The following is a 20879-nucleotide window of genomic DNA, read 5'->3' on the forward strand; positions in this document are numbered from 1 at the left end:
CGGATTTCAAGGAAACGGCTGAAAGCAGGGCATCAGGAACGAAACGGCTTAGGAGTGAGCCAATGTCGATGTTTCCCATACCCGACGCAGTGCCTGACAGGAACGAATTCGAGAAGATGACCCAGGATCTGACCAGGATGATGCCGCAGGAGATGGCCAGTGCCGTCAACCTGTTCGCGCACCCGGTCGCCGGCGCCGCAGCGTTCTCCGCGCTTGGCTTCGGCCTGGCAAGCCATGCCTTCGGCGTTTGGGTCGGCGCGCTGACCGGTGCCGCCGAAATTTCGCAGCGCCTGATGCAGCCGGTCCTGGACGATTTCCCGGGTTCCACCGAAAGCTTCGCCGGTCGCGATGATATACCGGCTGAAAAGGCCCCGGCAGCGCGGGCGCGCGCCACTACCAGGAGGCTCATCGCCGAGGCGCAATCCGTGGCCGAGAAGATCGCCGAACCAGTCGTCGAGACGGCCGAAGAGGCTCAGTCCACCGAGGCTGTCGTGACCGAAGTGCCGGCTCCCGCCGCGACTGTGGCTGCCTTGATGCCGGAAGGCTTCCGCAAGCCGGCTACCATCGACAAGCCTGCTGCTCCAGATGATCTCAAGGTGATCACCGGTGTTGGTCCGAAGCTTGAGAAGGTTCTCAATGACCTCGGCATCTGGACCTATGCGCAGGTCGCTGCCTGGACGCCCGCCGAGGTTGCCTGGGTGGACGACTATCTCGGCTTCAAGGGCCGCGTCGAACGCGACGGCTGGCTGGAACAAGCGGCGGCTTTGACCGCCAAGACGAAAAACTGAGCGAAGGAAAGACGACGGCGATGCAGGTCCACGACACGCACGATGTGCTCGCCGTTCGCAACGCATACGAAGCGGCCCAGGCCGCCAGGAGCAATTGATGGCAAAGCTCAAGGTCGACGGGAAAGAGATCGAGGTACCCGACCACTACACGCTGCTGCAGGCGGCGGAAGCGGCGGGCGCGGAAGTGCCGCGCTTCTGTTTCCATGAGCGTTTGTCGATTGCCGGCAACTGCCGCATGTGCCTGGTCGAGGTGAAGGGCGGTCCGCCCAAGCCGCAGGCTTCCTGCGCCATGGGCGTACGCGACTTGCGCCCCGGCCCGAACGGTGAACCGCCGGAAATGCTGACCAATTCGCCGATGGTGAAGAAGGCGCGCGAAGGCGTGATGGAGTTCCTGCTGATCAACCATCCACTCGACTGCCCGATCTGCGACCAGGGCGGCGAATGCGACCTGCAGGATCAGGCGATGGCCTTCGGCGTCGATTCCTCGCGCTTCCACGAGAACAAGCGCGCGGTCGAGGACAAGTATATCGGCCCGTTGGTGAAGACAGTGATGAACCGCTGCATCCATTGCACGCGCTGCGTCCGCTTCACCACCGAAGTCGCTGGCATTTCCGAACTGGGCCTGATCGGTCGTGGTGAAGACGCTGAGATCACCACCTATCTCGAACAGGCGATGACGTCGGAACTGCAGGGCAATGTCGTCGACCTCTGCCCGGTCGGCGCGCTGACCTCGAAGCCCTTTGCCTTCACAGCGCGTCCGTGGGAACTGACCAAGACCGAATCGATCGACGTCATGGACGCCGTCGGCTCGGCTATCCGCGTCGACAGTCGCGGTCGCGAAGTCATGCGCATCCTGCCGCGTGTCAACGAAGCGGTGAACGAGGAGTGGATTTCCGACAAGACCCGCTACATCTGGGACGGCCTGCGCACGCAGCGCCTCGACCGGCCTTATGTACGCAAGAACGGCAAGCTGGCCCCGGCGACCTGGGCTGAAGCTTTTGAAGCCGTGAAGGGCGCCGTCGCCAAGGCGACGCCTGAGAAGATCGGCGCCATCGCCGGCGACCTTGCTGCCGTCGAGGAAATGTATGCGCTGAAGCTGCTCGCGCAGTCGCTCGGCTCGGTCAGCATTGACTGCCGCCAGGACGGCGCCGCACTGGATCCGTCTCTTGGTCGCGCCAGCTACCTCTTCAACCCGACCATCGAAGGCATCGAGCAGGCTGATGCCGTGCTCATTGTCGGCGCCAATCCCCGCTTCGAGGCTTCGGTGCTCAATGCTCGTATCCGCAAGCGCTGGCGTGCCGGCAACCTGCCGGTCGCCGTCATCGGCGAAGTCGGCGACACCCGCTACGACTATGAGGCGCTCGGTGCCGGCCCCGACACACTGAAGGACATCGCCGAAGGCAACGGCAAGTTCTTCCAGACGCTGAAGAAGGCCGAACATCCGCTCATCATCGTCGGCCAGGCCGCGCTGTCGCGCTCGGACGGCGCCGCCGTACTCGGCCAGGTCGCCAAGCTTGCTCAGGCAGTCGGCGCGGTGAAGGACGGCTGGAACGGCTTTGCCGTGCTGCATACCGCAGCTGCCCGCGTCGGCGGTCTCGACATCGGCTTCGTGCCGGGCGAGGGCGGCAAGGACACCGCGGGCATCCTGAGCGACAGCGAGGTACTGTTCCTGCTCGGTGCCGATGAACTCGATATGGCCAAGGCTTCGGGTTTCGTCGTCTATATCGGTACGCATGGCGATGCCGGTGCGCACCGCGCCGACGTCATCCTGCCTGCCGCGGCCTACACCGAGAAGTCGGGCACCTACGTCAACACCGAGGGCCGCGTACAGCAGACCAACCGCGCAGGCTTCGCCCCTGGCGACGCTCGCGAGGATTGGGCGATCCTGCGTGCGCTGTCGGATGTGCTGGGCAAGAAGCTGCCCTTCGATTCGCTGGCGCAACTGAGGCAGAAGCTTTACGGCGAGCATCCGCATCTTGCCCGCATCGACCAGATCGCGGCCACCGAGGCTGGCGACGTCGCCAAGGCGGCAAAGCTTGGCGGGCGCCTTACCAAGGCAGCCTTCACTTCGGCGGTGGCGGATTTCTATTTGACGAACCCGATTGCACGCGCTTCGGCGGTGATGGCCGAATGCTCGGCGCTCGCGAAGAACGGCTTCAGGCAGGCAGCGGAATAAACCATGGACAGCTTCTTCTCCTTCTACGTGCTGCCAGCGCTGCTGATCCTGTTGAAGTCGGTCGTGCTGATCGTCGTTCTGCTGATCTTCGTGGCGTATATCCTTTATGCCGACCGCAAGATCTGGGCGGCGGTGCAGTTGCGCCGCGGTCCGAATGTCGTCGGCCCCTGGGGCACGCTGCAGGCCTTCGCCGACCTGTTCAAATTCGTGTTCAAGGAACCGGTCATTCCGGCTGGCGCCAACAAGGGCGTGTTCCTGCTGGCGCCACTGGTTTCGGCGGTTCTGGCCATCGCTGCCTGGGCGGTCATCCCGGTCAGTGACGGCTGGGCGATCGCCAACATCAATGTCGGTATCCTCTACGTCTTCGCCATCTCCTCGCTGGAGGTCTACGGCGTGATCATGGGCGGCTGGGCGTCGAACTCGAAGTATCCCTTCCTCGGGGCGCTGCGTTCGGCAGCACAGATGGTGTCCTACGAAGTCTCGATCGGCTTCGTCATCGTCACCGTGCTGCTTTGCGTCGGCTCGTTGAACCTTTCCGATATCGTGCTGTCGCAGCAGGACGGTCTGGGAACCAAGCTCGGCCTGCCCAACACCTTCCTTGATTGGCACTGGCTCGGCCTGTTCCCGATGTTCATCATCTTCTTCATCTCGGCACTGGCCGAGACGAACAGACCGCCCTTCGACCTGGTCGAAGCCGAGTCCGAACTCGTCGCCGGCCACATGGTCGAGTATTCGTCGACGCCGTTCCTGCTGTTCTTCCTCGGGGAATATGTGGCGATCGTGCTGATGTGCGCGCTCTGCACCATTCTGTTCCTCGGCGGATGGCTGCCGCCCTTCGACTTCGCGCCCTTCACCTGGGTGCCGGGTGTGATCTGGTTCGTGCTCAAGGTCTGCCTGGTGTTCTTCTTCATCTCCATGGTGAAGGCATTCGTGCCGCGCTACCGCTACGACCAACTGATGCGGCTGGGCTGGAAGGTATTCCTGCCGATCTCGCTGTTCATGGTGGTCGCGACGGCGGCATTCCTCAAGATTACGGGATGGGCATGATGGGTGCTCTCACTCAAGCCGCCAAGGCGTTGCTGCTGAAGGACTTCGTCGGCGCTTTCTTCCTGTCGATGCGGCAGTTCGTGGCGCCGAAGGAAACGATCAACTATCCGCACGAGAAGGGGCCGATCAGCCCTCGCTTCCGTGGCGAACACGCGTTGCGCCGTTATCCCAACGGCGAGGAACGCTGCATCGCCTGCAAGCTGTGCGAGGCGATCTGCCCCGCGCAGGCCATTACCATCGAGGCCGGTCCACGTCGCAACGACGGCACCCGCCGCACCGTGCGCTACGACATCGACATGGTGAAGTGCATCTATTGCGGCTTCTGCCAGGAAGCCTGCCCGGTGGACGCCATCGTCGAGGGGCCGAATTTTGAATTCGCGACGGAAACGCGCGAAGAGCTCTATTACGACAAGGACAAGTTGCTGGCCAACGGCGACCGGTGGGAGCGCGAGCTCGCGCGCAACATCGCTTTGGATGCGCCGTATCGGTGAGTTTTGAAAAGTGGACGCGCCGCAACGGCTCGTCTAAGGACAACGCGGTTTCGCAACCGGAGGCGGGGCGAGGCCGAGAGTGGGGCAGGGCGCCAGCCAGGCCCAACAGGAACCTAGGGGAACCCCTATGCTGAACGGACTAGAGGCGGCCTTCTTCTACCTCTTCGCCTTTATCGCGGTGGCGTCGGCCTTCATGGTCATCTCGTCGCGCAACCCCGTGCATTCGGTGCTGTACCTGATCCTGACCTTCTTCAACGCGGCTGGTCTGTTCCTGCTCACCGGTGCCGAGTTCCTGGCGATGATCCTGCTTGTCGTCTACGTCGGCGCGGTCATGGTCCTGTTCCTGTTCGTGGTCATGATGCTGGATGTCGACTTCGCGGAACTGAAGAGCGGCGCCTTGCAATATGCACCGATCGGCGCGCTGGTGGGGCTGATCCTGGCGGCCGAGCTGATCATTGTGCTGGGAGGCTACACCTTCGCGCCGCAGCTCGCCTCGACGGTGGCGCAGAAGACGCCAGACATCGCGACCCGCACCAATACGGCGGCGCTCGGCGACATCCTCTATACGGACTACCTTTATTACTTCCAGATCGCCGGCCTGGTGCTTCTGGTCGCCATGATCGGCGCGATCGTGCTGACGCTGCGCCACAAGCCGGGCGTCAAGCGACAGTCGATCGCCGAGCAGGTCGGCCGCACGCCGGCGACAGCCATCGAAATCAAGAAAGTCGAGACGGGGAAGGGCATCTGAGATGACCGTCGGCATCGCACATTACCTCACGCTCTCGGCGATCCTGTTCACGCTCGGCGTGTTCGGCATCTTTTTGAACCGCAAGAACGTCATCGTCATCCTGATGTCGGTGGAACTGATCCTGCTTGCGGTGAACATCAATTTCGTCGCCTTCTCGGCGGCGCTGGGCGATCTCGTCGGCCAGGTCTTCGCGCTGTTCGTGTTGACGGTGGCGGCGGCTGAAGCGGCGATCGGTCTTGCCATCCTGGTCGTCTTCTTCCGCAACCGCGGTTCGATCGCGGTCGAAGACGTGAACATGATGAAGGGTTGAGCGAAGCTATCATGTATCAGGCAATCGTCTTTCTTCCTCTCATCGGCTTCCTGATCGTCGGGCTGTTCGGCAATTCGCTGGGCGCCAAGGCATCGGAATACATCACCTCGGGTTTCCTGGTGATCGCTGCGGCACTGTCCTGGGTGGCCTTCTTCACGGTCGCGCTGGGTTCCGGCGAAGCCTTCACCGTACCGGTATTGCGCTGGATCCAGTCGGGAGCGGTCGACGCCGCATGGGCGTTGCGTATCGACACGCTGACCGTCGTCATGCTGGTGGTGGTCAACACCGTCTCGGCCTTGGTGCATATCTACTCGATCGGCTACATGCACCACGATCCGAACCGGCCACGCTTCTTTGCGTATCTGTCGTTGTTCACCTTCGCCATGCTGATGCTGGTGACGTCGGACAACCTGATCCAGATGTTCTTCGGCTGGGAAGGGGTCGGCCTGGCGTCCTATCTGCTGATCGGTTTCTGGTACAAGAAACCTTCCGCCAACGCTGCCGCCATCAAGGCGTTCGTCGTCAACCGCGTGGGCGACTTCGGCTTCGCGCTGGGCATCTTCGGCGTCTACATGCTGTTCGGCTCGGTCAACCTGTCGACGATCTTCGCCAATGCCGCTTCGTTCGCGCCCGCCGGCCATGACGCCGCTGCCGCCGCGACCACGCATGGCGAGACCGTGCTGACTTTCCTCGGCTATGCGCTGGACAAGGGGGCGGCTCTCACCGTCGTCTGCCTGCTGCTGTTCATGGGTGCCATGGGCAAGTCGGCGCAGGTGCCGCTGCACACCTGGTTGCCGGACGCCATGGAAGGCCCGACACCGGTTTCGGCGCTGATCCATGCCGCGACCATGGTCACCGCAGGCGTGTTCATGCTGGCCCGCCTGTCGCCGCTGTTCGAACTGTCCCACACGGCGCTCACGGTAGTGACCTTCATCGGCGCCATCACCGCCTTCTTCGCCGCCACGGTCGGCTTGGTGCAGAACGACATCAAGCGCGTGATCGCCTACTCGACCTGTTCGCAGCTCGGCTACATGTTCGTGGCGCTCGGCGTCGGCGCCTATGGCGCGGCGATCTTCCACCTGTTCACGCACGCCTTCTTCAAGGCGCTTCTGTTCCTGGGCTCCGGCTCGGTCATCCACGCGATGTCGGATGAGCAGGACATGCGCAACATGGGCGGCATCCGCAAGCTGATCCCCACCACCTACTGGATGATGGTGATCGGCACGCTGGCGCTGACCGGCGTCGGTATCCCGGCGACCGTCATCGGCACGGCCGGCTTCTTCTCGAAGGATGCCATTATCGAAAGCGCCTTCGTTGGCCACAATGCGGTTGCGATCTTCGCCTTCACGCTGCTGGTCATCGCCGCCTGCTTCACCTCGTTCTATTCCTGGCGCCTGATCTTCATGACCTTCCACGGCAAGCCGCGGGCCAGCCACGACGTGATGCACCATGTGCATGAATCGCCGCCGGTGATGCTGGTGCCGCTATTCATCCTGGCGGCCGGCGCGATTGCCGCTGGCTTCCTCTTCCACGACTATTTCATCGGCGAGGCCTATGCCGAATTCTGGAAGGGTTCGCTGTTCACGCTGCCGGACAATCACATCCTGCACGACATGCATGGCGTGCCGATGTGGGTGAAGCTGTCGCCGTTCGTTGCCATGGTGATTGGCTTCCTGGTTTCATGGAAGTTCTACATCTCCTCGCCGCAGATGCCGGTGACGCTGGCCCAGCGCCATCGCGGCCTCTACGCCTTCCTGCTCAACAAGTGGTACTTCGACGAACTGTACGACTTCCTGTTCGTGCGGCCGGCCAAGCGCCTCGGCTACTTCCTGTGGAAGAAGGGCGATGGCGCGGTCATCGACGGCCTGGGGCCTGATGGCGTCTCGGCCCGGGTGGTCGATGTCACCAACCGCGTGGTCAAGCTGCAGACCGGCTATCTCTATCACTATGCCTTCGCCATGCTGATCGGCGTGGCGGCACTCGTCACCTGGATGATGCTCTGATGACCGACTGGCCAATTCTCTCCACGGTCACATTCCTGCCGCTCGTCGGCGCGCTGCTGATCTTGTTCATTCGCGACGACAGCGATGCGGGACGCCGTAACGTGCGCGCCATCGCGCTGTGGACGACGATCATCACTTTCCTGGTGTCGCTGCCGATCTGGATCTATTTCGACAATTCCAGCGCCGGTTTCCAGTTCGTGGAGAAGACCTCCTGGCTGGACAGCGGCATCTCCTATCACATGGGCGTCGACGGTATCTCGATGCTGTTCGTCATCCTGACGACCTTCCTGATGCCGCTCTGCATCCTGGCGTCGTGGAGCTCGGTGGAGAAGCGCGTCAAGGAATACATGATCGCGTTCCTGATCCTGGAAACGCTGATGATCGGCGTGTTCTGCGCGCTCGACATCGTGCTGTTCTACGTCTTCTTCGAGGCCGGCCTGATCCCGATGTTCATCATCATCGGCGTGTGGGGCGGCAAGCGGCGCGTCTACGCCTCGTTCAAGTTCTTCCTCTATACGCTGCTCGGCTCCGTGCTGATGCTGCTCGCCATCATGGCGATGTTCTGGCAGGCCGGCACCACCGATATTCCGACGCTGCTGACGCACAATTTCCCGGCCAACATGCAGACATGGCTATGGCTGGCCTTCTTTGCGTCCTTCGCGGTGAAGATGCCGATGTGGCCGGTGCATACCTGGTTGCCGGACGCGCACGTCGAGGCGCCGACGGCCGGTTCGGTCATCCTGGCAGGCATCCTTCTGAAGATGGGCGGTTACGGCTTCCTGCGTTTCTCGCTGCCGATGTTCCCTCTGGCGTCCGAATTCTTCGCGCCGATGGTGTTCACGCTTTCGGTGGTTGCCATCATCTACACCTCGCTGGTGGCGCTGATGCAGGAGGACATCAAGAAGCTGATCGCTTATTCGTCGGTCGCCCATATGGGCTTCGTCACCATGGGCATCTTCACGATCAATCAGGAAGGCGTCCAGGGTGCGATCTTCCAGATGCTCAGCCACGGCCTGGTGTCGGGTGCGCTGTTCCTCTGTGTCGGCGTCATCTATGACCGCCTGCACACCCGCGAGATCGCGGCCTATGGCGGCCTCGTCAACAACATGCCGAAATACGCCACGGTGTTCCTGATCTTCACCATGGCCAATGTCGGCCTGCCGGGCACCAGCGGCTTCGTCGGCGAGTTCCTGACCATGCTCGGCGCCTTCAAGGTCAACACGTGGGTGGCGTTCTTCGCCGCCACCGGCGTCATCCTGTCGGCGGCCTATGCATTGTGGCTCTATCGCCGCGTCATCTTCGGGGCGCTGACCAAGGACAGCCTGAAGGGCATGCTGGACCTGTCGCCACGCGAGAAGGTGGTGATCTACCCGCTGGTGGTTCTGGTCATCTTCTTCGGCGTCTATCCGGCGCCGGTGTTCGACGCCACGGCAGCCTCCGTAAAGTCCCTCGTCACCAACGTCACCGCATCCATCGGCTCCGCGCAGACCGCGGCGGCGCACTGAGTAGAGCATCATGACCACGGATCTTATCTCCAGCCTTTCGCTCACGACGCCGGAGCTGATCATCGCCATCGGCGCGCTGGTCCTGCTGATGGTTGGCGCCTATTCGCGCGAAGCTTCGAGCGGGGCCATCACCGGGCTTGCTGTTGCGATCCTGATCGTCGCCGGCGGCTGGATGCTGTTCGTCTCGGGCGAGGGCAATGCCTTTGGCGGCGCCTTCGTGCAGGATGCCTTCGCCCGCTTCATGAAGCTTCTGTCGCTGATCGGTTCTGCGGTCACGCTGATCATGTCGGTGCGCTTCGCCAAGGCCGAGCGTTTCGACAAGTTCGAATATCCGGTGCTCATCCTGCTCTGCACGCTCGGCATGATGCTGATGATCTCGGCGCATGGCATGATCGCGCTCTATCTCGGTCTCGAGCTGCAGTCGCTGGCGATCTATGTGCTGGCTGCCATCAATCGCGACAATGTCCGCTCCACGGAAGCCGGGCTGAAATACTTCGTGCTCGGCGCGCTGTCGTCAGGCATGCTTCTCTACGGCATCAGCCTGGTCTACGGCTACACCGGCAATGTTTCTTTCGAAGCGATCGCTTCGGCATTGGGACAGGGCGAGCGCCAGCTCGGCCTGGTGTTCGGCTTGGTCTTCGTGCTGGCCGGTCTTGCCTTCAAGATCTCCGCGGTGCCGTTCCACATGTGGACGCCCGACGTCTATGAAGGTGCTCCAACCCCGATCACGGCCTTCCTGGCCGCCGCGCCGAAGATGGCGGCAATGGCGCTCATCGTGCGTGTGACGATGGGGGCCTTCGAGCCGATCGCCAAGGATTGGCAGCAGATCATCGTCTTCATCTCGATCGCGTCGATGGCGCTTGGTGCCTTCGCCGCCATCGGCCAGACCAACATCAAGCGCCTGATGGCCTATTCCTCGATCGGCCACATGGGATACGCGCTGGTCGGTCTCGCCGCCAATTCCGAGGCCGGCGTGCGCGGCGTCGTCATCTACATGCTGATCTATCTGGTGATGACGCTCGGCACCTTCGCCTTCATCCTCGCCATGCGCCGCAACAACGAGAATGTCGAAAAGATCAGCGATCTGGCCGGGCTCTCCTCCACCAATCCGGTGATGGCCACCATCCTCACCATCCTGATGTTCTCGTTGGCCGGCATTCCGCCGCTCGCGGGCTTCTGGGGGAAGTGGTACGTGTTCCTCGCAGCCATCAACGCCAATCTCTATGCGCTGGCGATCATCGGCGTTCTGGCTTCGGTGGTGGGCGCGTTCTATTACCTGCGCATCATCAAGCTCATGTGGTTCGATGAGTCTGTCGGCGGCTTCCAGCCCATGGCCGGCGAGCTGCGCCTGGTGCTTGGCATTTCCGGTGCCTTCGTGTTGTTCTACGTATTGATCGGCGGCCCTATTAGCACCTACGCACAAGCTGCTGCGAAGACCTTCTTTTGATGGGCTTCACGCTGGCGCCGACTGCTGCTTCCCAAGGCTTTCGTCTCGAAGCGCATGACAGTGTCGGCTCTACCAATGCGCTGGCGCTGGAGCATGCCCGCGCCGGCGATCCCGGCAAGCTCTGGGTCGTTTCCAAGAAGCAGGAGAGCGGACGCGGGCGACGCGGCCGCGTCTGGGCGACGCCGGAAGGCAATCTTGCAGCCACACTGCTCGTGGTCACCGAAGGCGACCTGCGCATGGCCGCAACGCTCGGCTTCGTTGCAGGGCTGGCCTTGGCGGACGCGCTTGACGCGGTGGTTCCGAAAGGACGTATTGCGGTCGCGCTTGACGGAGCTGCCGCGGGCCGCAACCGTTTCGAGCTGAAATGGCCGAACGACGTACTGGCTTCGGGCGCCAAGCTTTCCGGCATCCTGCTGGAATCGACACTGCTCGACGGCAATCGATTTGCCGTGGCCGTGGGCATCGGCGTCAATGTCGTGGCGCATCCGCAGGACCTGCCTTATCCTGCGACGTCGCTGAAGGCGCTCGGCGCAACCTGCGATGCCGAGACGCTGTTCCTGGCACTGTCGGACGCCTGGAGTGAAAACGCGCGGCTGTGGGCTGACGGGCGGGGGCTGAATGCCATCCGCCAGCGTTGGCTTGAGCGGGCGGCAGGGCTTGGCGGCGAGGTTGCGGTCAGGATCGACGGCGATGTCGTACGTGGCATCTTCGAGACCATTGACGAAGACTGTCGTTTTGTGATCCGCGAAAGCGGAGGACGCCTGATAACGGTTGCCGCCGGCGACGTGCATTTCGGCGCGGTGGCTTCGGCCGGAGCGCAATAGAGCGGACTGCCCTGATCGGCAATTCGCTCTATCTATTTGTTTTGCCGCATGATCCTTTTCCGAAAAGTCTGCAACTTTTCGGGGTCATGCTCTAGGCTTCCACGGCGCCATTCGCGCCCATCGTGGAATAAAAGGAGAGACTGGATGGCGAAAGCGGATAACGCCGAACTCGTGTTCGTGCCGCTGGGCGGCGTCGGCGAAATCGGCATGAACTTCGCCCTCTATGGCTATGGTCCAGCGAACAACCGCGAATGGATCGTGATCGATGTCGGCGTGACTTTTCCGGATCCCGCTCACCCGGGCGTCGACCTGATCCTTCCCGACACGCGTTTCATTGAAGACAAGCTCGCCAACCTGCGTGGCATCGTCATCACCCATGCGCATGAGGACCACTATGGCGCGCTGCATGACATCTGGCCGAAGCTGAAGGCGCCGGTCTGGATGACGCCGTTCGGTGCCGGTCTTCTTGAAGCCAAGCGTCAGGGCGAGGCGAATGCACCGAAGATTCCGGTGACGATCTACCGTGCCGGCGAGAAATTCACTGTGGGTCCGTTCGAGATCGAGGCGATCCCGGTCGCGCATTCCATCCCCGAGCCGATGTCGCTGGCGATCACGACGCCGGTCGGCACGGTGATCCATACAGGCGACTGGAAGATCGATCCGGCGCCGTCTATCGGTCCGAAGACCGACGAAGCGCGTTTCCGTGCCTATGGTGACAAGGGCGTGTTGGCACTGGTGTGCGATTCCACCAACGCACTGAGGGAAGGGGACTCGCCTTCCGAGCAGGAAGTGGGCGAAAGCCTGAAAAAGCTGATCGAGGAAGCCAAGGGGCGCGTCGCCATTTCCACCTTCTCGTCCAATGTCGGGCGCGTGGTGGCGATCGCGCGCGCCGCTCGTGACGCAGGGCGTCAGGTGCTGGTGCTTGGCCGGTCGCTGAAACGCGTCATCGATGTTTCCAGCGAGCTGGGTTACATGGACGGGCTGCCGGAGTTCATCGCGGAGGAGGATTACGGCTTTATCCCGCGCGAGAACCTCGTCATCATCTGCACCGGCAGCCAGGGCGAGCCGTTGGCGGCTCTCGCCAAGCTGGCGCGCGACGAGATGAAATCGGTCGCACTGACAGCCGGTGACACCGTGATCTTCTCGTCCCGCACCATTCCCGGCAACGAGAAAGCGATCCTGGAGATCAAGAACCGCCTGATCGATCTCGGCATGAAGATCATCGAGGACGGTGATGCGCTGGTGCACGTATCAGGCCATCCGCGCCGCAGTGAATTGAAGCGCATGTATGAATGGGTGCGGCCTGAGATCGGCGTGCCGGTGCATGGCGAGGCCGCGCATCTGGTGGCGCAGGGATCGCTGATGTCGATGTCGGGCATCCGCCAGGTCGCGCAGGTGCGCGACGGCGATATGCTGAGACTCTACCCGGGCGCCGCCGAAGTCGTCGACCAGGTGCCGTATGGCCGCGTCTACAAGGACGGCAAGCTGGTCGGTACCGACGAAGCAATGGGCATCCGCGAGCGGCGCAAGCTGTCTTTTGCCGGCCATGTCGCGGTCAATGTCGTGCTGGACGACAAGTATGAACTCGCCGGCGACCCCGACCTCGTCGCCATTGGCGTGGCCGAGGCCGACGCCGCGGGCGAGCTTCTGGAAGACATCATGCTCGACGCGGCCGTTGGTGCGGTAGACTCCATCCCCCGCCAGCGCAGGAAAGACCTCGACCTGGTCCAGGAATCCGTCCGCCGCGCCGTGCGCGCCGCCGCCAACGAGACCTGGGGCAAGAAGCCGCTGGTGACGGTGTTTGTGACGAGGTGACGAACGAGTGAATAGCGAATAGGGATTAGTGAGTAGAAAGTGGAAAATAGAAGTTTCGCAGCGTTTTCCCTCTACTCACTGATCACTACTCACTGGCACTATTCCGCTTGGACTAATAATGCTCGGACGATTGAACCATGTCGCGATTGCAGTGCCGGATCTGGCCGCAGCCAGCGCCGTCTATCGCGATACGCTGGGTGCGAGGGTAACCATGCCACAGGCACTGCCGGAGCATGGCGTGACCGTGGTGTTCATCGATCTCGGCAACACCAAAGTGGAGTTGCTGGAGCCGCTGGGCGAGAATTCGCCGATCGCTGCATTCCTGGAAAAGAACCCGTCCGGCGGCATGCACCATGTCTGCTACGAAGTGGACGATATACTCGCCGCCCGCGATCGGCTGAAGGCGGGTGGCGCGCGCGTGCTGGGCGACGGCAACCCGAAGATCGGCGCGCATGGCAAGCCGGTGCTGTTCCTGCACCCGAAGGACTTTGCCGGCACGCTGGTGGAGCTTGAGCAGGCATGACCGGAGGAACCATCACCCCCTGGGACTGGATCTCCATGGTCGCGGTCTACTTTGTGGTCTGGTGGATCACACTGTTCGCGATCCTGCCGTTCAGCTTCCGCAGGCAAGACGAACAGAGCGAGGTGTTGCTGGGCACCAATGCCAGCGCGCCGAAAAAGCCGCGCTTCCTCTACATCATCATCTGGACTTCGATCTGGGCCTTTATCGTGCTCGGTGTCTATTATGGCGTCACCCAAGGGCTTGGCTGGACCGTGGATGACATTCCGCAGATCCTTCCGAAGTTCGACTGAAGCCGCGTCACCGCCTTCAGGTGCCGTGAGGGTTTTCTTCTTGTTGCAGTGCAATATGGAATCTTCGCCAATAATTTTTTGACGGGCGTCGCGGTCGCGTGGACAGAGACCCACGCAGTCGGAATGACAATGTTGTGACGGTTGCGTGACGTCGTTGCCGTCGGGCGATCTGCCCGGCATGCGAATGGCAGTCGCGTCGAAATCTGCGAAAAAAGCTGAGTAAAATTGGAAGGAAAACTCGGGTTTTTCCGCTGGAAAAATTGAATTTGGTTCGTGAGCCGGCTTTATCGTTCACTTCAACAGAGAACAGCAATTCACTGATTGCTCAAAAAAAATGCAAGGCACGAAGCCTTGCAATTTAAACGCGTCCGATCTGCTTTCCGTTTCCGGCGGCTGCGAGTTACCGCGCCTAGATCGCATCCTCCCAAGACTTTGACCGCGCAGGAGAATAGGTCTTTACCCCATCCTCTCGGTTATGTTGTCACAGTAGAACAGCGCGCATGAAAATGTCACGTTAAATTTTACGACTAAACGTACTTTCCTGTGCTGCATTGCACAATAAAACGGCTTGGCTTGCTTAAGGAAAGAACAGCCTTTACCAGCGCGCACTTGCCATGGACGCGCGGGTTTCCATTCCGCCATGAAATGGCTATGAAGCCCTTGCATTGAAGCCCGCTATGCGCCGATTCCGGCGCGGCCTTCCTCACTTACGGACCCGCCCATGCGTTTGTCGCGCTATTTCCTGCCCATCCTGAAAGAGAACCCCCGCGAGGCCGAGATCGTCTCGCATCGCCTGATGCTGCGTGCCGGCATGATCCGCCAGCAGGGGCAGGGCTCCTTCACGATGCTCCCACTGGGCAAGCGCGTGCTCGACAAGGTCTGCGCCATCATCCGGGAGGAACAGAACCGCGCCGGCGCTCTGGAAATCCTGATGCCGACCATCCAGTCGGCGGAGCTGTGGCGCGAAAGCGGCCGCTACGACGCCTATGGCAAGGAGATGCTGCGCATCAAGGACCGGCAGGACCGCGAATTGCTCTACGGCCCGACCAACGAGGAGATGGTGACGGAGGTCTTCCGCTCCTACGTGAAGTCCTACAAGGACCTGCCTCTCAACCTCTACCACATCCAGTGGAAGTTCCGCGACGAGGTGCGCCCGCGCTTTGGGGTCATGCGTGGTCGCGAATTCCTGATGAAGGACGCCTATACGTTCGACCTCAACTACGAGGGTGCCAAGGCGGCCTACTACCGCATGTTCGTGTCGTATCTGCGCACCTTCACCCGCATGGGCCTGAAAGCGATCCCCATGCGTGCCGACACCGGCCCGATCGGTGGCGACCTTTCCCACGAATTCATCATTCTGGCCGAGACCGGCGAAAGCCAGGTGTTCTGCCACAAGGATTTCCTGTCGCTGCCGGTACCGGGCGAAAACGTCAACTACGACGACGACGGCGAGATCGCCGGCATCGTTCAAGAATGGACGACGCCCTACGCCGCGACCGACGAGATGCATGATGAAGCCGCCTGGGACAAGATCGCCGATGGCGAGCGTCTCTCCGCGCGTGGCATCGAGGTCGGCCATATCTTCCATTTCGGCGATAAGTACTCCAAGCCGATGGGTGCCAAGGTACAGGGGCCCGACGGCAAGGAGCACAATGTTTCGATGGGTTCCTATGGCATCGGCCCGACCCGTCTGATCGCCGCCATCATCGAAGCAAGCCATGACGAAGCCGGCATCATTTGGCCGGAGAGCGTCGCGCCTTTCGACATAGCCCTCATCAACATGAAGGCGGGCGATGCCGATTGCGATCGCACCTGCGACGAGCTCTATGCGACGCTGACTGCCGCCGGCAAGGACGTGCTTTACGACGATACCGACCAGCGCCCCGGCGGCAAGTTCGCCACCGCCGATCTGATCGGCCTGCCCTGGCAGGTCATCGTCGGGCCGCGTGGAGTCGCCGCCGGCGAGGTCGAGATCAAGAACCGCAGGAGCGGCGAGCGCGAAACGGTATCACTCGGGGCCGCTCTCAAGCGCCTGGGTGCCGCCGCATGAGCCAGACGGCGGCAGCCAAGCCGGCGGGCGCCGGGCCTTTCTCGGGTTTCGAGCGCATGGTGGCCTGGCGCTATCTGCGCTCGCGCCGCAAGGAAACGGTGATCTCGGTCATTGCCTCGATTTCCTTCCTCGGCATCATGCTGGGCGTTGCGACGCTGATCGTCGTGATGGCGGTGATGAACGGTTTCAGGGCCGAGCTTCTGTCGCGCATCCTTGGCATCAACGGCCATCTCATCGTCACGCCGGTGGATATGCCGCTGGAAGACTATGCCGAGCTCGCCACGCGTATCAACGGCGTGCCGGGTGTCAAATACGCCATTCCACTGGTCGAGGGGCAGGTGCTGGCGCAAGGCAATGTCGGTTCCGGTGGTGGTGCGCTGGTGCGTGGCATCCGCGGCGAGGATCTCGGCAAGATCACGCTGGTCGCGAACAACATCAAGCAGGGTTCGATCGTCGGTTTCGACACAGCCGGCGGCGTTGCCATCGGCCGCCGCATGGCTGAAAATCTCGGCCTTGTGCTTGGCGACACCATCACGCTGATCTCACCGGACGGCGATGTCAGCCCGCTCGGCACCACGCCGCGCCTGAAAGGCTATCCTGTGACGGCGATCTTCGAGGTCGGCATGTCGGAGTACGACACCTCGATCGTCTACATGCCGTTCTCCGAAGCGCAGATGTATTTCAATTCGGAAGGCAAGGCGCAGAGTCTCGAAGTCTATCTCGACAATCCCGATAATGTCGAAGCGATCAAACCCAAGGTGGAGGAGGCGGCGCAGCGCCAGATCTACCTGACCGACTGGCGCCAGCGCAACCAAACCTTCTTCTCGGCGCTGCAGGTCGAGCGCAATGTCATGTTCATGATACTGACGCTGATCGTGCTTGTGGCGGCGCTGAACATCATTTCAGGTCTCGTCATGCTGGTGAAGGACAAGGGGCACGACATCGCCATCCTGCGCACCATGGGGGCGACGCGTGGTGCCGTGCTCCGCATCTTCCTGATGACGGGCGCGGCGATCGGCGTGGTCGGCACCATCGCGGGCGTGCTGCTCGGCGTTCTCATCTGCCTCAACGTCGAACGTATCCGCGAGTTCTTCTCGTGGTTGTCGGGCACGGTGCTGTTCAACCCCGAGCTCTATTTCCTCAGCCAGCTGCCGGCCAAGATGGACGCCAGCGAAACGTTCTCGGTCATCATCATGGCGCTCGTGCTGTCCTTCATCGCGACGCTGTTTCCGGCCTGGCGGGCGGCGCGGCTCGATCCGGTCGAAGCGCTGAGGTACGAGTGATGGCTGAGCTGGTGCTGGAGCTGAAGAGTGTCGAGCGGCACTATGTTCAAGGGCCGCGTAAGCTCACCATCCTGAATGGCGCCGACTTTTCGCTGCGGCGCGGCGAGATGGTGGCGATGGTGGCGCCGTCCGGTACTGGCAAGTCGACGCTTCTCCACACCGCGGGCCTGCTGGAAAAGCCTGACGGTGGCGATGTCATCCTGTCCGGCAGGGCTTGCGGGCGGCTGTCGGACGAGGAGCGCACCGCGATCCGCCGCAATGACATCGGCTTCGTCTACCAGTTCCATCATTTGCTGCCGGAATTCTCGGCGCTTGAAAACATCATGATGCCGCAACTGATCCGCGGTCTGCCGAAGCCCGAGGCCGCCAAGCGCGCGGCGCAGTTGCTGGACTACATGCAGATCGGCAAACGTGCCCAGCATCGGCCGGCGGAGCTGTCTGGAGGCGAGCAGCAGCGCGTGGCGATTGCACGCGCTGTGGCCAATGCTCCGCTGGTGCTTTTGGCGGATGAGCCGACCGGCAATCTCGACCCGGTGACGGCGTCCTATGTCTTCGATGCGCTGGAGGCGCTGGTGAGGCAGTCAGGTCTGGCCGCTCTGATCGCCACGCACAACCATGAGCTCGCCGCTCGCATGGACCGCCGTGTGACGTTGGCCGAAGGCAAGGTCGTGCCGCTGTAAAGAAGGGACACCGCGTTTCCATGGGCTCCTGTGGTTTCGGCCCGACCCGCCTGATCGCCGTCCAGCGCCTGGGCGTTGCCGGATGAGCCAGACCGCGGCAACCAAGTCGGCGGGCGCCGGGCCTTTCTCGGGTTTCGAACGCATGGTGGCCTGGCGCTATCTGCGCTCCCGCCGCAAGGAGACGGTGATCTCGGTCATCGCCTCGATCTCTTTCGTCGGCATCATGTTGGGCGTGGCGACGCTCATCGTCGTGATGGCGGTGATGAACGGGTTCCGAGCGGAACTGTTGTCGCGTATCCTCGGCACCAACGGCCATCTCATCGTATCGCCGGTAGACCTGCCGTTCGAAGACTATGCCGAGCTTGCCAAGCGCATCAACGGCGTAAGCGGCGTCAAATATTCCGTCCCGCTGGTCGAGGGCCAGGTGCTGGCGAAGGGCAATGTCGGGTCAGGCGGCGGAGCACTCGTGCGCGGTATCCGCGGCGAGGATCTCGACAAGGTCACGCTGGTGGCCAACAACATCAAGCAGGGCTCGATCGTCGGTTTCGACACCGCCGGTGGTGTTGCCATCGGCCGCCGCATGGCCGAGAATCTCGGCCTGGCATTGGGTGACATCATCACGCTGATCTCGCCCGACGGCGATATCAGCCCGCTCGGCACCACGCCACGTGTGAAAGGCTATCCTGTGACGGCGATCTTCGAGGTCGGCATGTCACAATATGATGCCTCGATCGTCTACATGCCGTTCTCCGAAGCGCAGATGTACTTCAACTCGGAAGGCAAGGCGCAGAGTCTCGAGGTCTATCTCGACAGTCCCGATGATGTCGAAGCGATCAAACCCAAGGTGGAGGAGGCGGCGCAGCGGCAGGTCTACTTGACCGACTGGCGCCAGCGTAACCAGACCTTCTTCTCAGCGCTGCAGGTCCAGCGCAACGTCATGTTCATGATCGTGACGATGATCGTGCTGGTGGCGGCGCTCAACATCATCTCTGGCCTGATCATGCTGGTGCAGGACAAGGGGCAGGATATCGCCATCCTGCGCACCATGGGCGCGACGCGTGGCGCTGTCCTGCGCATCTTCTTGATGACCGGTGCCGCGATCGGCGTTGCCGGTACCATTGCCGGCGTGCTGCTCGGCGTTCTCATCTGCCTCAACGTCGAACGTATACGCGAGTTCTTCTCGTGGCTGTCGGGTACGGTGCTGTTCAATCCAGAGCTCTATTTCCTCAGTGAGCTGCCGGCCAAGATGGAGGCGGGCGAGACGCTCTCCGTCGTTGCCATGGCGCTAGTGCTTTCATTCCTGGCAACGTTGCTCCCAGCCTGGCGGGCGGCGCGGCTCGATCCCGTCGAGGCGCTGAGGTATGAATGATGGCCGAGGTGGTGAGCTGAAAAGTCGAGCGGCACTGGTCGAAGGCAGCATCGTGTCACCAGGGAGTGGCCTATCTATCCTCGCCAGCGAGCGTCTGGAGTGAGCTGACGCCAGTTCGACGTCTCTCGCTTTGTTGCCGGATATCGACCTGTGATCCTCCTGATCAGGCCAGGGCAGGGCATGCCCTGTGAATTCCCGGCATAACCCGGCTCCCCTCCGCTCTCATCAACCTTTCCTTAACCCTGGCTTCAGGCGCCACCCGGAATCGTCCGATGGTTCTGCTTTGTTCCGTTGACTTTAGAACAAAATTAGAACAAATTGCGTACATATTAACAACAGGAGCCAGCCATGACCGATCTGATCCAGGACGTCGCCTCTCTTGTCTGCATGAGCGCTTTCCTCGTCTCGATGGCGATGTGGATCGGCGCGATGTGATGAAATCGCCGCGGCAGAGGCCGTGGCTAATGGACAAGGCCGACGGTATGGCCGGCCGTGAAGACAGACCATAGTCCGGCCCGATACGGGCACCAGGACGAACCTTTCAGAAACAGCATCGATGAAGCCTCGGCGCGACATGTCGCTCGTACACTTGCGATGATCGCAACGCGCCGCTTCTTCTCATGCATTTGCATGCCGCAATCTCCAGGTCACCGGAGGGCGGGGCGGGGTAGAAACCATGCCGGCGGCTTACGAGGTCGTAGCGGCTGGGCTTACGTGGCGTGATTTTAGCGCTGCCGGCCTCAGCCGGCTTTGCGCTGCAACTCCGCCTTGGGTGCCTCGGCAGGGCCGAATACGCTTTCGAAGCCGGCTCTCAAGGCCACGTCGAGATCGGCCATCGTCACTGGCAGGCCAAGGTCGACCAGCGAGGTGACGCCATGGTCGGTGACGCCACAGGGCACGATGCCGTCGAAATGCGACAGGTTCGGCTCGACGTTGATGGCAATACCGTGGAACGACACCCATTTGCGCAAGCGGATGCCGATCGCCGCGATCTTGTCTTCTGCCGGGGTGCCATCGAGTGATGTTGGCCGGTCGGGCCGCACCACCCAGACGCCGACGCGGTCCTCGCGTCGCTCGCCCTTCACGTTGAAGGCGGCAAGCGTTGCGATGATCCATTGCTCAAGCGCAGCCACGAAGGCGCGGACGTCCTCGCGCCGACGCTTGAGGTCCAACATCACGTAAGCGACCCGCTGGCCGGGGCCGTGATAGGTGTACTCGCCGCCGCGGCCGGCCTTGAACACCGGAAATCGATCCGGATCGATCAGATCGCCCGACTGTGCACTGGTGCCGGCAGTGTAGAGTGGCGGATGTTCGACCAGCCAGACCATCTCGTCTGCCATGCCTGCACGAATCGCCTCGGCGCGCGCCTCCATGACATCGAGCGCGGTCGCATAGTCGGTGAGGCCAGGTTCGATGCGCCACTCCACCGGCGCGGAGCCGGCAAAGGGCAGGAACGTCGTGGCTATCTGGCTGCGTTCGGTCATGGCGCTCACGGAAAGGCTTGTCATCATATGGCTCCAATCGGAGCCG

18 protein-coding genes are annotated in these 20879 nt (G+C 62.0%); 17 read left to right on the plus strand and 1 reads right to left on the minus strand.

Annotated features, from left to right (window positions below):
- Positions 1-62: 62 nt before the first annotated feature.
- The 17 genes from ACFWXH_RS10695 to ACFWXH_RS10775 all read left to right on the plus strand — a co-directional run bounded on the left by ACFWXH_RS10695 (position 63) and on the right by ACFWXH_RS10775 (position 19349).
- Positions 63-788 carry an NADH-ubiquinone dehydrogenase gene (locus ACFWXH_RS10695; protein WP_054308105.1) on the plus strand — a complete coding sequence of 242 codons (726 nt, stop codon included), beginning with the start codon at positions 63-65 and terminating at the stop codon, positions 786-788.
- A 97-nt stretch (positions 789-885) separates the two neighbouring features.
- Positions 886-2964: an NADH-quinone oxidoreductase subunit NuoG gene (gene nuoG, locus ACFWXH_RS10700; RefSeq protein WP_379120012.1), complete on the plus strand. Its 2079-nt coding sequence runs from the start codon at positions 886-888 to the stop codon at positions 2962-2964.
- Positions 2965-2967: 3 nt separating this feature from the next.
- Entirely contained in the window at positions 2968-4011 is a 1044-nt protein-coding gene (gene nuoH, locus ACFWXH_RS10705) for an NADH-quinone oxidoreductase subunit NuoH (protein ID WP_054308103.1), read from the plus strand.
- On the plus strand, positions 4011-4502 hold the full coding sequence (gene nuoI / locus ACFWXH_RS10710) for an NADH-quinone oxidoreductase subunit NuoI (protein ID WP_379120014.1): 492 nt from the start codon (positions 4011-4013) through the stop codon (positions 4500-4502). Before nuoH ends, nuoI begins: the two co-directional genes overlap by 1 nt.
- A 127-nt stretch (positions 4503-4629) precedes the next feature.
- Positions 4630-5250: an NADH-quinone oxidoreductase subunit J gene (locus ACFWXH_RS10715; RefSeq protein WP_054308101.1), complete on the plus strand. Its 621-nt coding sequence runs from the start codon at positions 4630-4632 to the stop codon at positions 5248-5250.
- A gap of 1 nt (position 5251) precedes the next feature.
- A complete protein-coding gene (nuoK, locus tag ACFWXH_RS10720) occupies positions 5252-5560 on the plus strand; it encodes an NADH-quinone oxidoreductase subunit NuoK (RefSeq protein ID WP_054308100.1) in 309 nt (102 codons plus the stop codon).
- A gap of 11 nt (positions 5561-5571) precedes the next feature.
- Positions 5572-7563 carry an NADH-quinone oxidoreductase subunit L gene (gene nuoL, locus ACFWXH_RS10725; protein WP_379120898.1) on the plus strand — a complete coding sequence of 664 codons (1992 nt, stop codon included), beginning with the start codon at positions 5572-5574 and terminating at the stop codon, positions 7561-7563.
- Positions 7563-9068, plus strand: a complete 1506-nt coding sequence (locus ACFWXH_RS10730; protein ID WP_054308098.1) for an NADH-quinone oxidoreductase subunit M — start codon at positions 7563-7565, stop codon at positions 9066-9068. Before nuoL ends, ACFWXH_RS10730 begins: the two co-directional genes overlap by 1 nt.
- A gap of 10 nt (positions 9069-9078) precedes the next feature.
- Complete coding sequence (nuoN, locus tag ACFWXH_RS10735) at positions 9079-10515, plus strand: NADH-quinone oxidoreductase subunit NuoN (RefSeq protein WP_054308097.1); 1437 nt, start codon at positions 9079-9081, stop codon at positions 10513-10515.
- Positions 10515-11339 (plus strand): biotin--[acetyl-CoA-carboxylase] ligase, encoded by an 825-nt coding sequence (locus ACFWXH_RS10740; protein WP_379120017.1) that lies wholly within the window; start codon positions 10515-10517, stop codon positions 11337-11339. Before nuoN ends, ACFWXH_RS10740 begins: the two co-directional genes overlap by 1 nt.
- 144 nt (positions 11340-11483) lie before the next feature.
- Complete coding sequence (locus tag ACFWXH_RS10745) at positions 11484-13154, plus strand: ribonuclease J (RefSeq protein WP_379120019.1); 1671 nt, start codon at positions 11484-11486, stop codon at positions 13152-13154.
- Between the two features lie 118 nt (positions 13155-13272).
- On the plus strand, positions 13273-13677 hold the full coding sequence (gene mce / locus ACFWXH_RS10750; RefSeq protein ID WP_379120021.1) for a methylmalonyl-CoA epimerase: 405 nt from the start codon (positions 13273-13275) through the stop codon (positions 13675-13677).
- A complete protein-coding gene (locus tag ACFWXH_RS10755; protein ID WP_379120023.1) occupies positions 13674-13967 on the plus strand; it encodes a DUF1467 family protein in 294 nt (97 codons plus the stop codon). Before mce ends, ACFWXH_RS10755 begins: the two co-directional genes overlap by 4 nt.
- A 721-nt stretch (positions 13968-14688) precedes the next feature.
- Positions 14689-16017, plus strand: a complete 1329-nt coding sequence (gene proS / locus ACFWXH_RS10760; RefSeq protein ID WP_379120025.1) for a proline--tRNA ligase — start codon at positions 14689-14691, stop codon at positions 16015-16017.
- Positions 16014-17300: a lipoprotein-releasing ABC transporter permease subunit gene (locus ACFWXH_RS10765; RefSeq protein ID WP_054308091.1), complete on the plus strand. Its 1287-nt coding sequence runs from the start codon at positions 16014-16016 to the stop codon at positions 17298-17300. Before proS ends, ACFWXH_RS10765 begins: the two co-directional genes overlap by 4 nt.
- On the plus strand, positions 17297-17980 hold the full coding sequence (locus ACFWXH_RS10770; protein ID WP_379120027.1) for an ABC transporter ATP-binding protein: 684 nt from the start codon (positions 17297-17299) through the stop codon (positions 17978-17980). Before ACFWXH_RS10765 ends, ACFWXH_RS10770 begins: the two co-directional genes overlap by 4 nt.
- An 82-nt stretch (positions 17981-18062) precedes the next feature.
- The gene (locus ACFWXH_RS10775; protein WP_379120030.1) at positions 18063-19349 is read left to right on the plus strand and encodes a lipoprotein-releasing ABC transporter permease subunit; all 1287 of its coding nucleotides are present in this window, start codon (positions 18063-18065) and stop codon (positions 19347-19349) included.
- Positions 19350-20089: 740 nt separating this feature from the next.
- Here ACFWXH_RS10775 and lipB read toward each other — a convergent pair.
- A complete protein-coding gene (gene lipB, locus ACFWXH_RS10780; RefSeq protein WP_379120900.1) occupies positions 20090-20833 on the minus strand; it encodes a lipoyl(octanoyl) transferase LipB in 744 nt (247 codons plus the stop codon).
- Positions 20834-20879 lie beyond the last annotated feature (46 nt).

It is taken from the genome of Mesorhizobium sp. NPDC059054, assembly GCF_042739215.1.
GTDB lineage: Bacteria > Pseudomonadota > Alphaproteobacteria > Rhizobiales > Rhizobiaceae > Mesorhizobium.

What these genes read in the sequence shown, in the direction of transcription:
- ACFWXH_RS10695 (WP_054308105.1), top strand. Translation starts at nt 63, where the DNA reads ATGTCGATGTTTCCCATACCCGACGCAGTGCCTGACAGGAACGAATTC.
- nuoG (WP_379120012.1), top strand. Translation starts at nt 886, where the DNA reads ATGGCAAAGCTCAAGGTCGACGGGAAAGAGATCGAGGTACCCGACCAC.
- nuoH (WP_054308103.1), top strand. Translation starts at nt 2,968, where the DNA reads ATGGACAGCTTCTTCTCCTTCTACGTGCTGCCAGCGCTGCTGATCCTG.
- nuoI (WP_379120014.1), top strand. Translation starts at nt 4,011, where the DNA reads ATGGGTGCTCTCACTCAAGCCGCCAAGGCGTTGCTGCTGAAGGACTTC.
- ACFWXH_RS10715 (WP_054308101.1), top strand. Translation starts at nt 4,630, where the DNA reads ATGCTGAACGGACTAGAGGCGGCCTTCTTCTACCTCTTCGCCTTTATC.
- nuoK (WP_054308100.1), top strand. Translation starts at nt 5,252, where the DNA reads ATGACCGTCGGCATCGCACATTACCTCACGCTCTCGGCGATCCTGTTC.
- nuoL (WP_379120898.1), top strand. Translation starts at nt 5,572, where the DNA reads ATGTATCAGGCAATCGTCTTTCTTCCTCTCATCGGCTTCCTGATCGTC.
- ACFWXH_RS10730 (WP_054308098.1), top strand. Translation starts at nt 7,563, where the DNA reads ATGACCGACTGGCCAATTCTCTCCACGGTCACATTCCTGCCGCTCGTC.
- nuoN (WP_054308097.1), top strand. Translation starts at nt 9,079, where the DNA reads ATGACCACGGATCTTATCTCCAGCCTTTCGCTCACGACGCCGGAGCTG.
- ACFWXH_RS10740 (WP_379120017.1), top strand. Translation starts at nt 10,515, where the DNA reads ATGGGCTTCACGCTGGCGCCGACTGCTGCTTCCCAAGGCTTTCGTCTC.
- ACFWXH_RS10745 (WP_379120019.1), top strand. Translation starts at nt 11,484, where the DNA reads ATGGCGAAAGCGGATAACGCCGAACTCGTGTTCGTGCCGCTGGGCGGC.
- mce (WP_379120021.1), top strand. Translation starts at nt 13,273, where the DNA reads ATGCTCGGACGATTGAACCATGTCGCGATTGCAGTGCCGGATCTGGCC.
- ACFWXH_RS10755 (WP_379120023.1), top strand. Translation starts at nt 13,674, where the DNA reads ATGACCGGAGGAACCATCACCCCCTGGGACTGGATCTCCATGGTCGCG.
- proS (WP_379120025.1), top strand. Translation starts at nt 14,689, where the DNA reads ATGCGTTTGTCGCGCTATTTCCTGCCCATCCTGAAAGAGAACCCCCGC.
- ACFWXH_RS10765 (WP_054308091.1), top strand. Translation starts at nt 16,014, where the DNA reads ATGAGCCAGACGGCGGCAGCCAAGCCGGCGGGCGCCGGGCCTTTCTCG.
- ACFWXH_RS10775 (WP_379120030.1), top strand. Translation starts at nt 18,063, where the DNA reads ATGAGCCAGACCGCGGCAACCAAGTCGGCGGGCGCCGGGCCTTTCTCG.
- lipB (WP_379120900.1), bottom strand. Translation starts at nt 20,833, where the DNA reads ATGACCGAACGCAGCCAGATAGCCACGACGTTCCTGCCCTTTGCCGGC.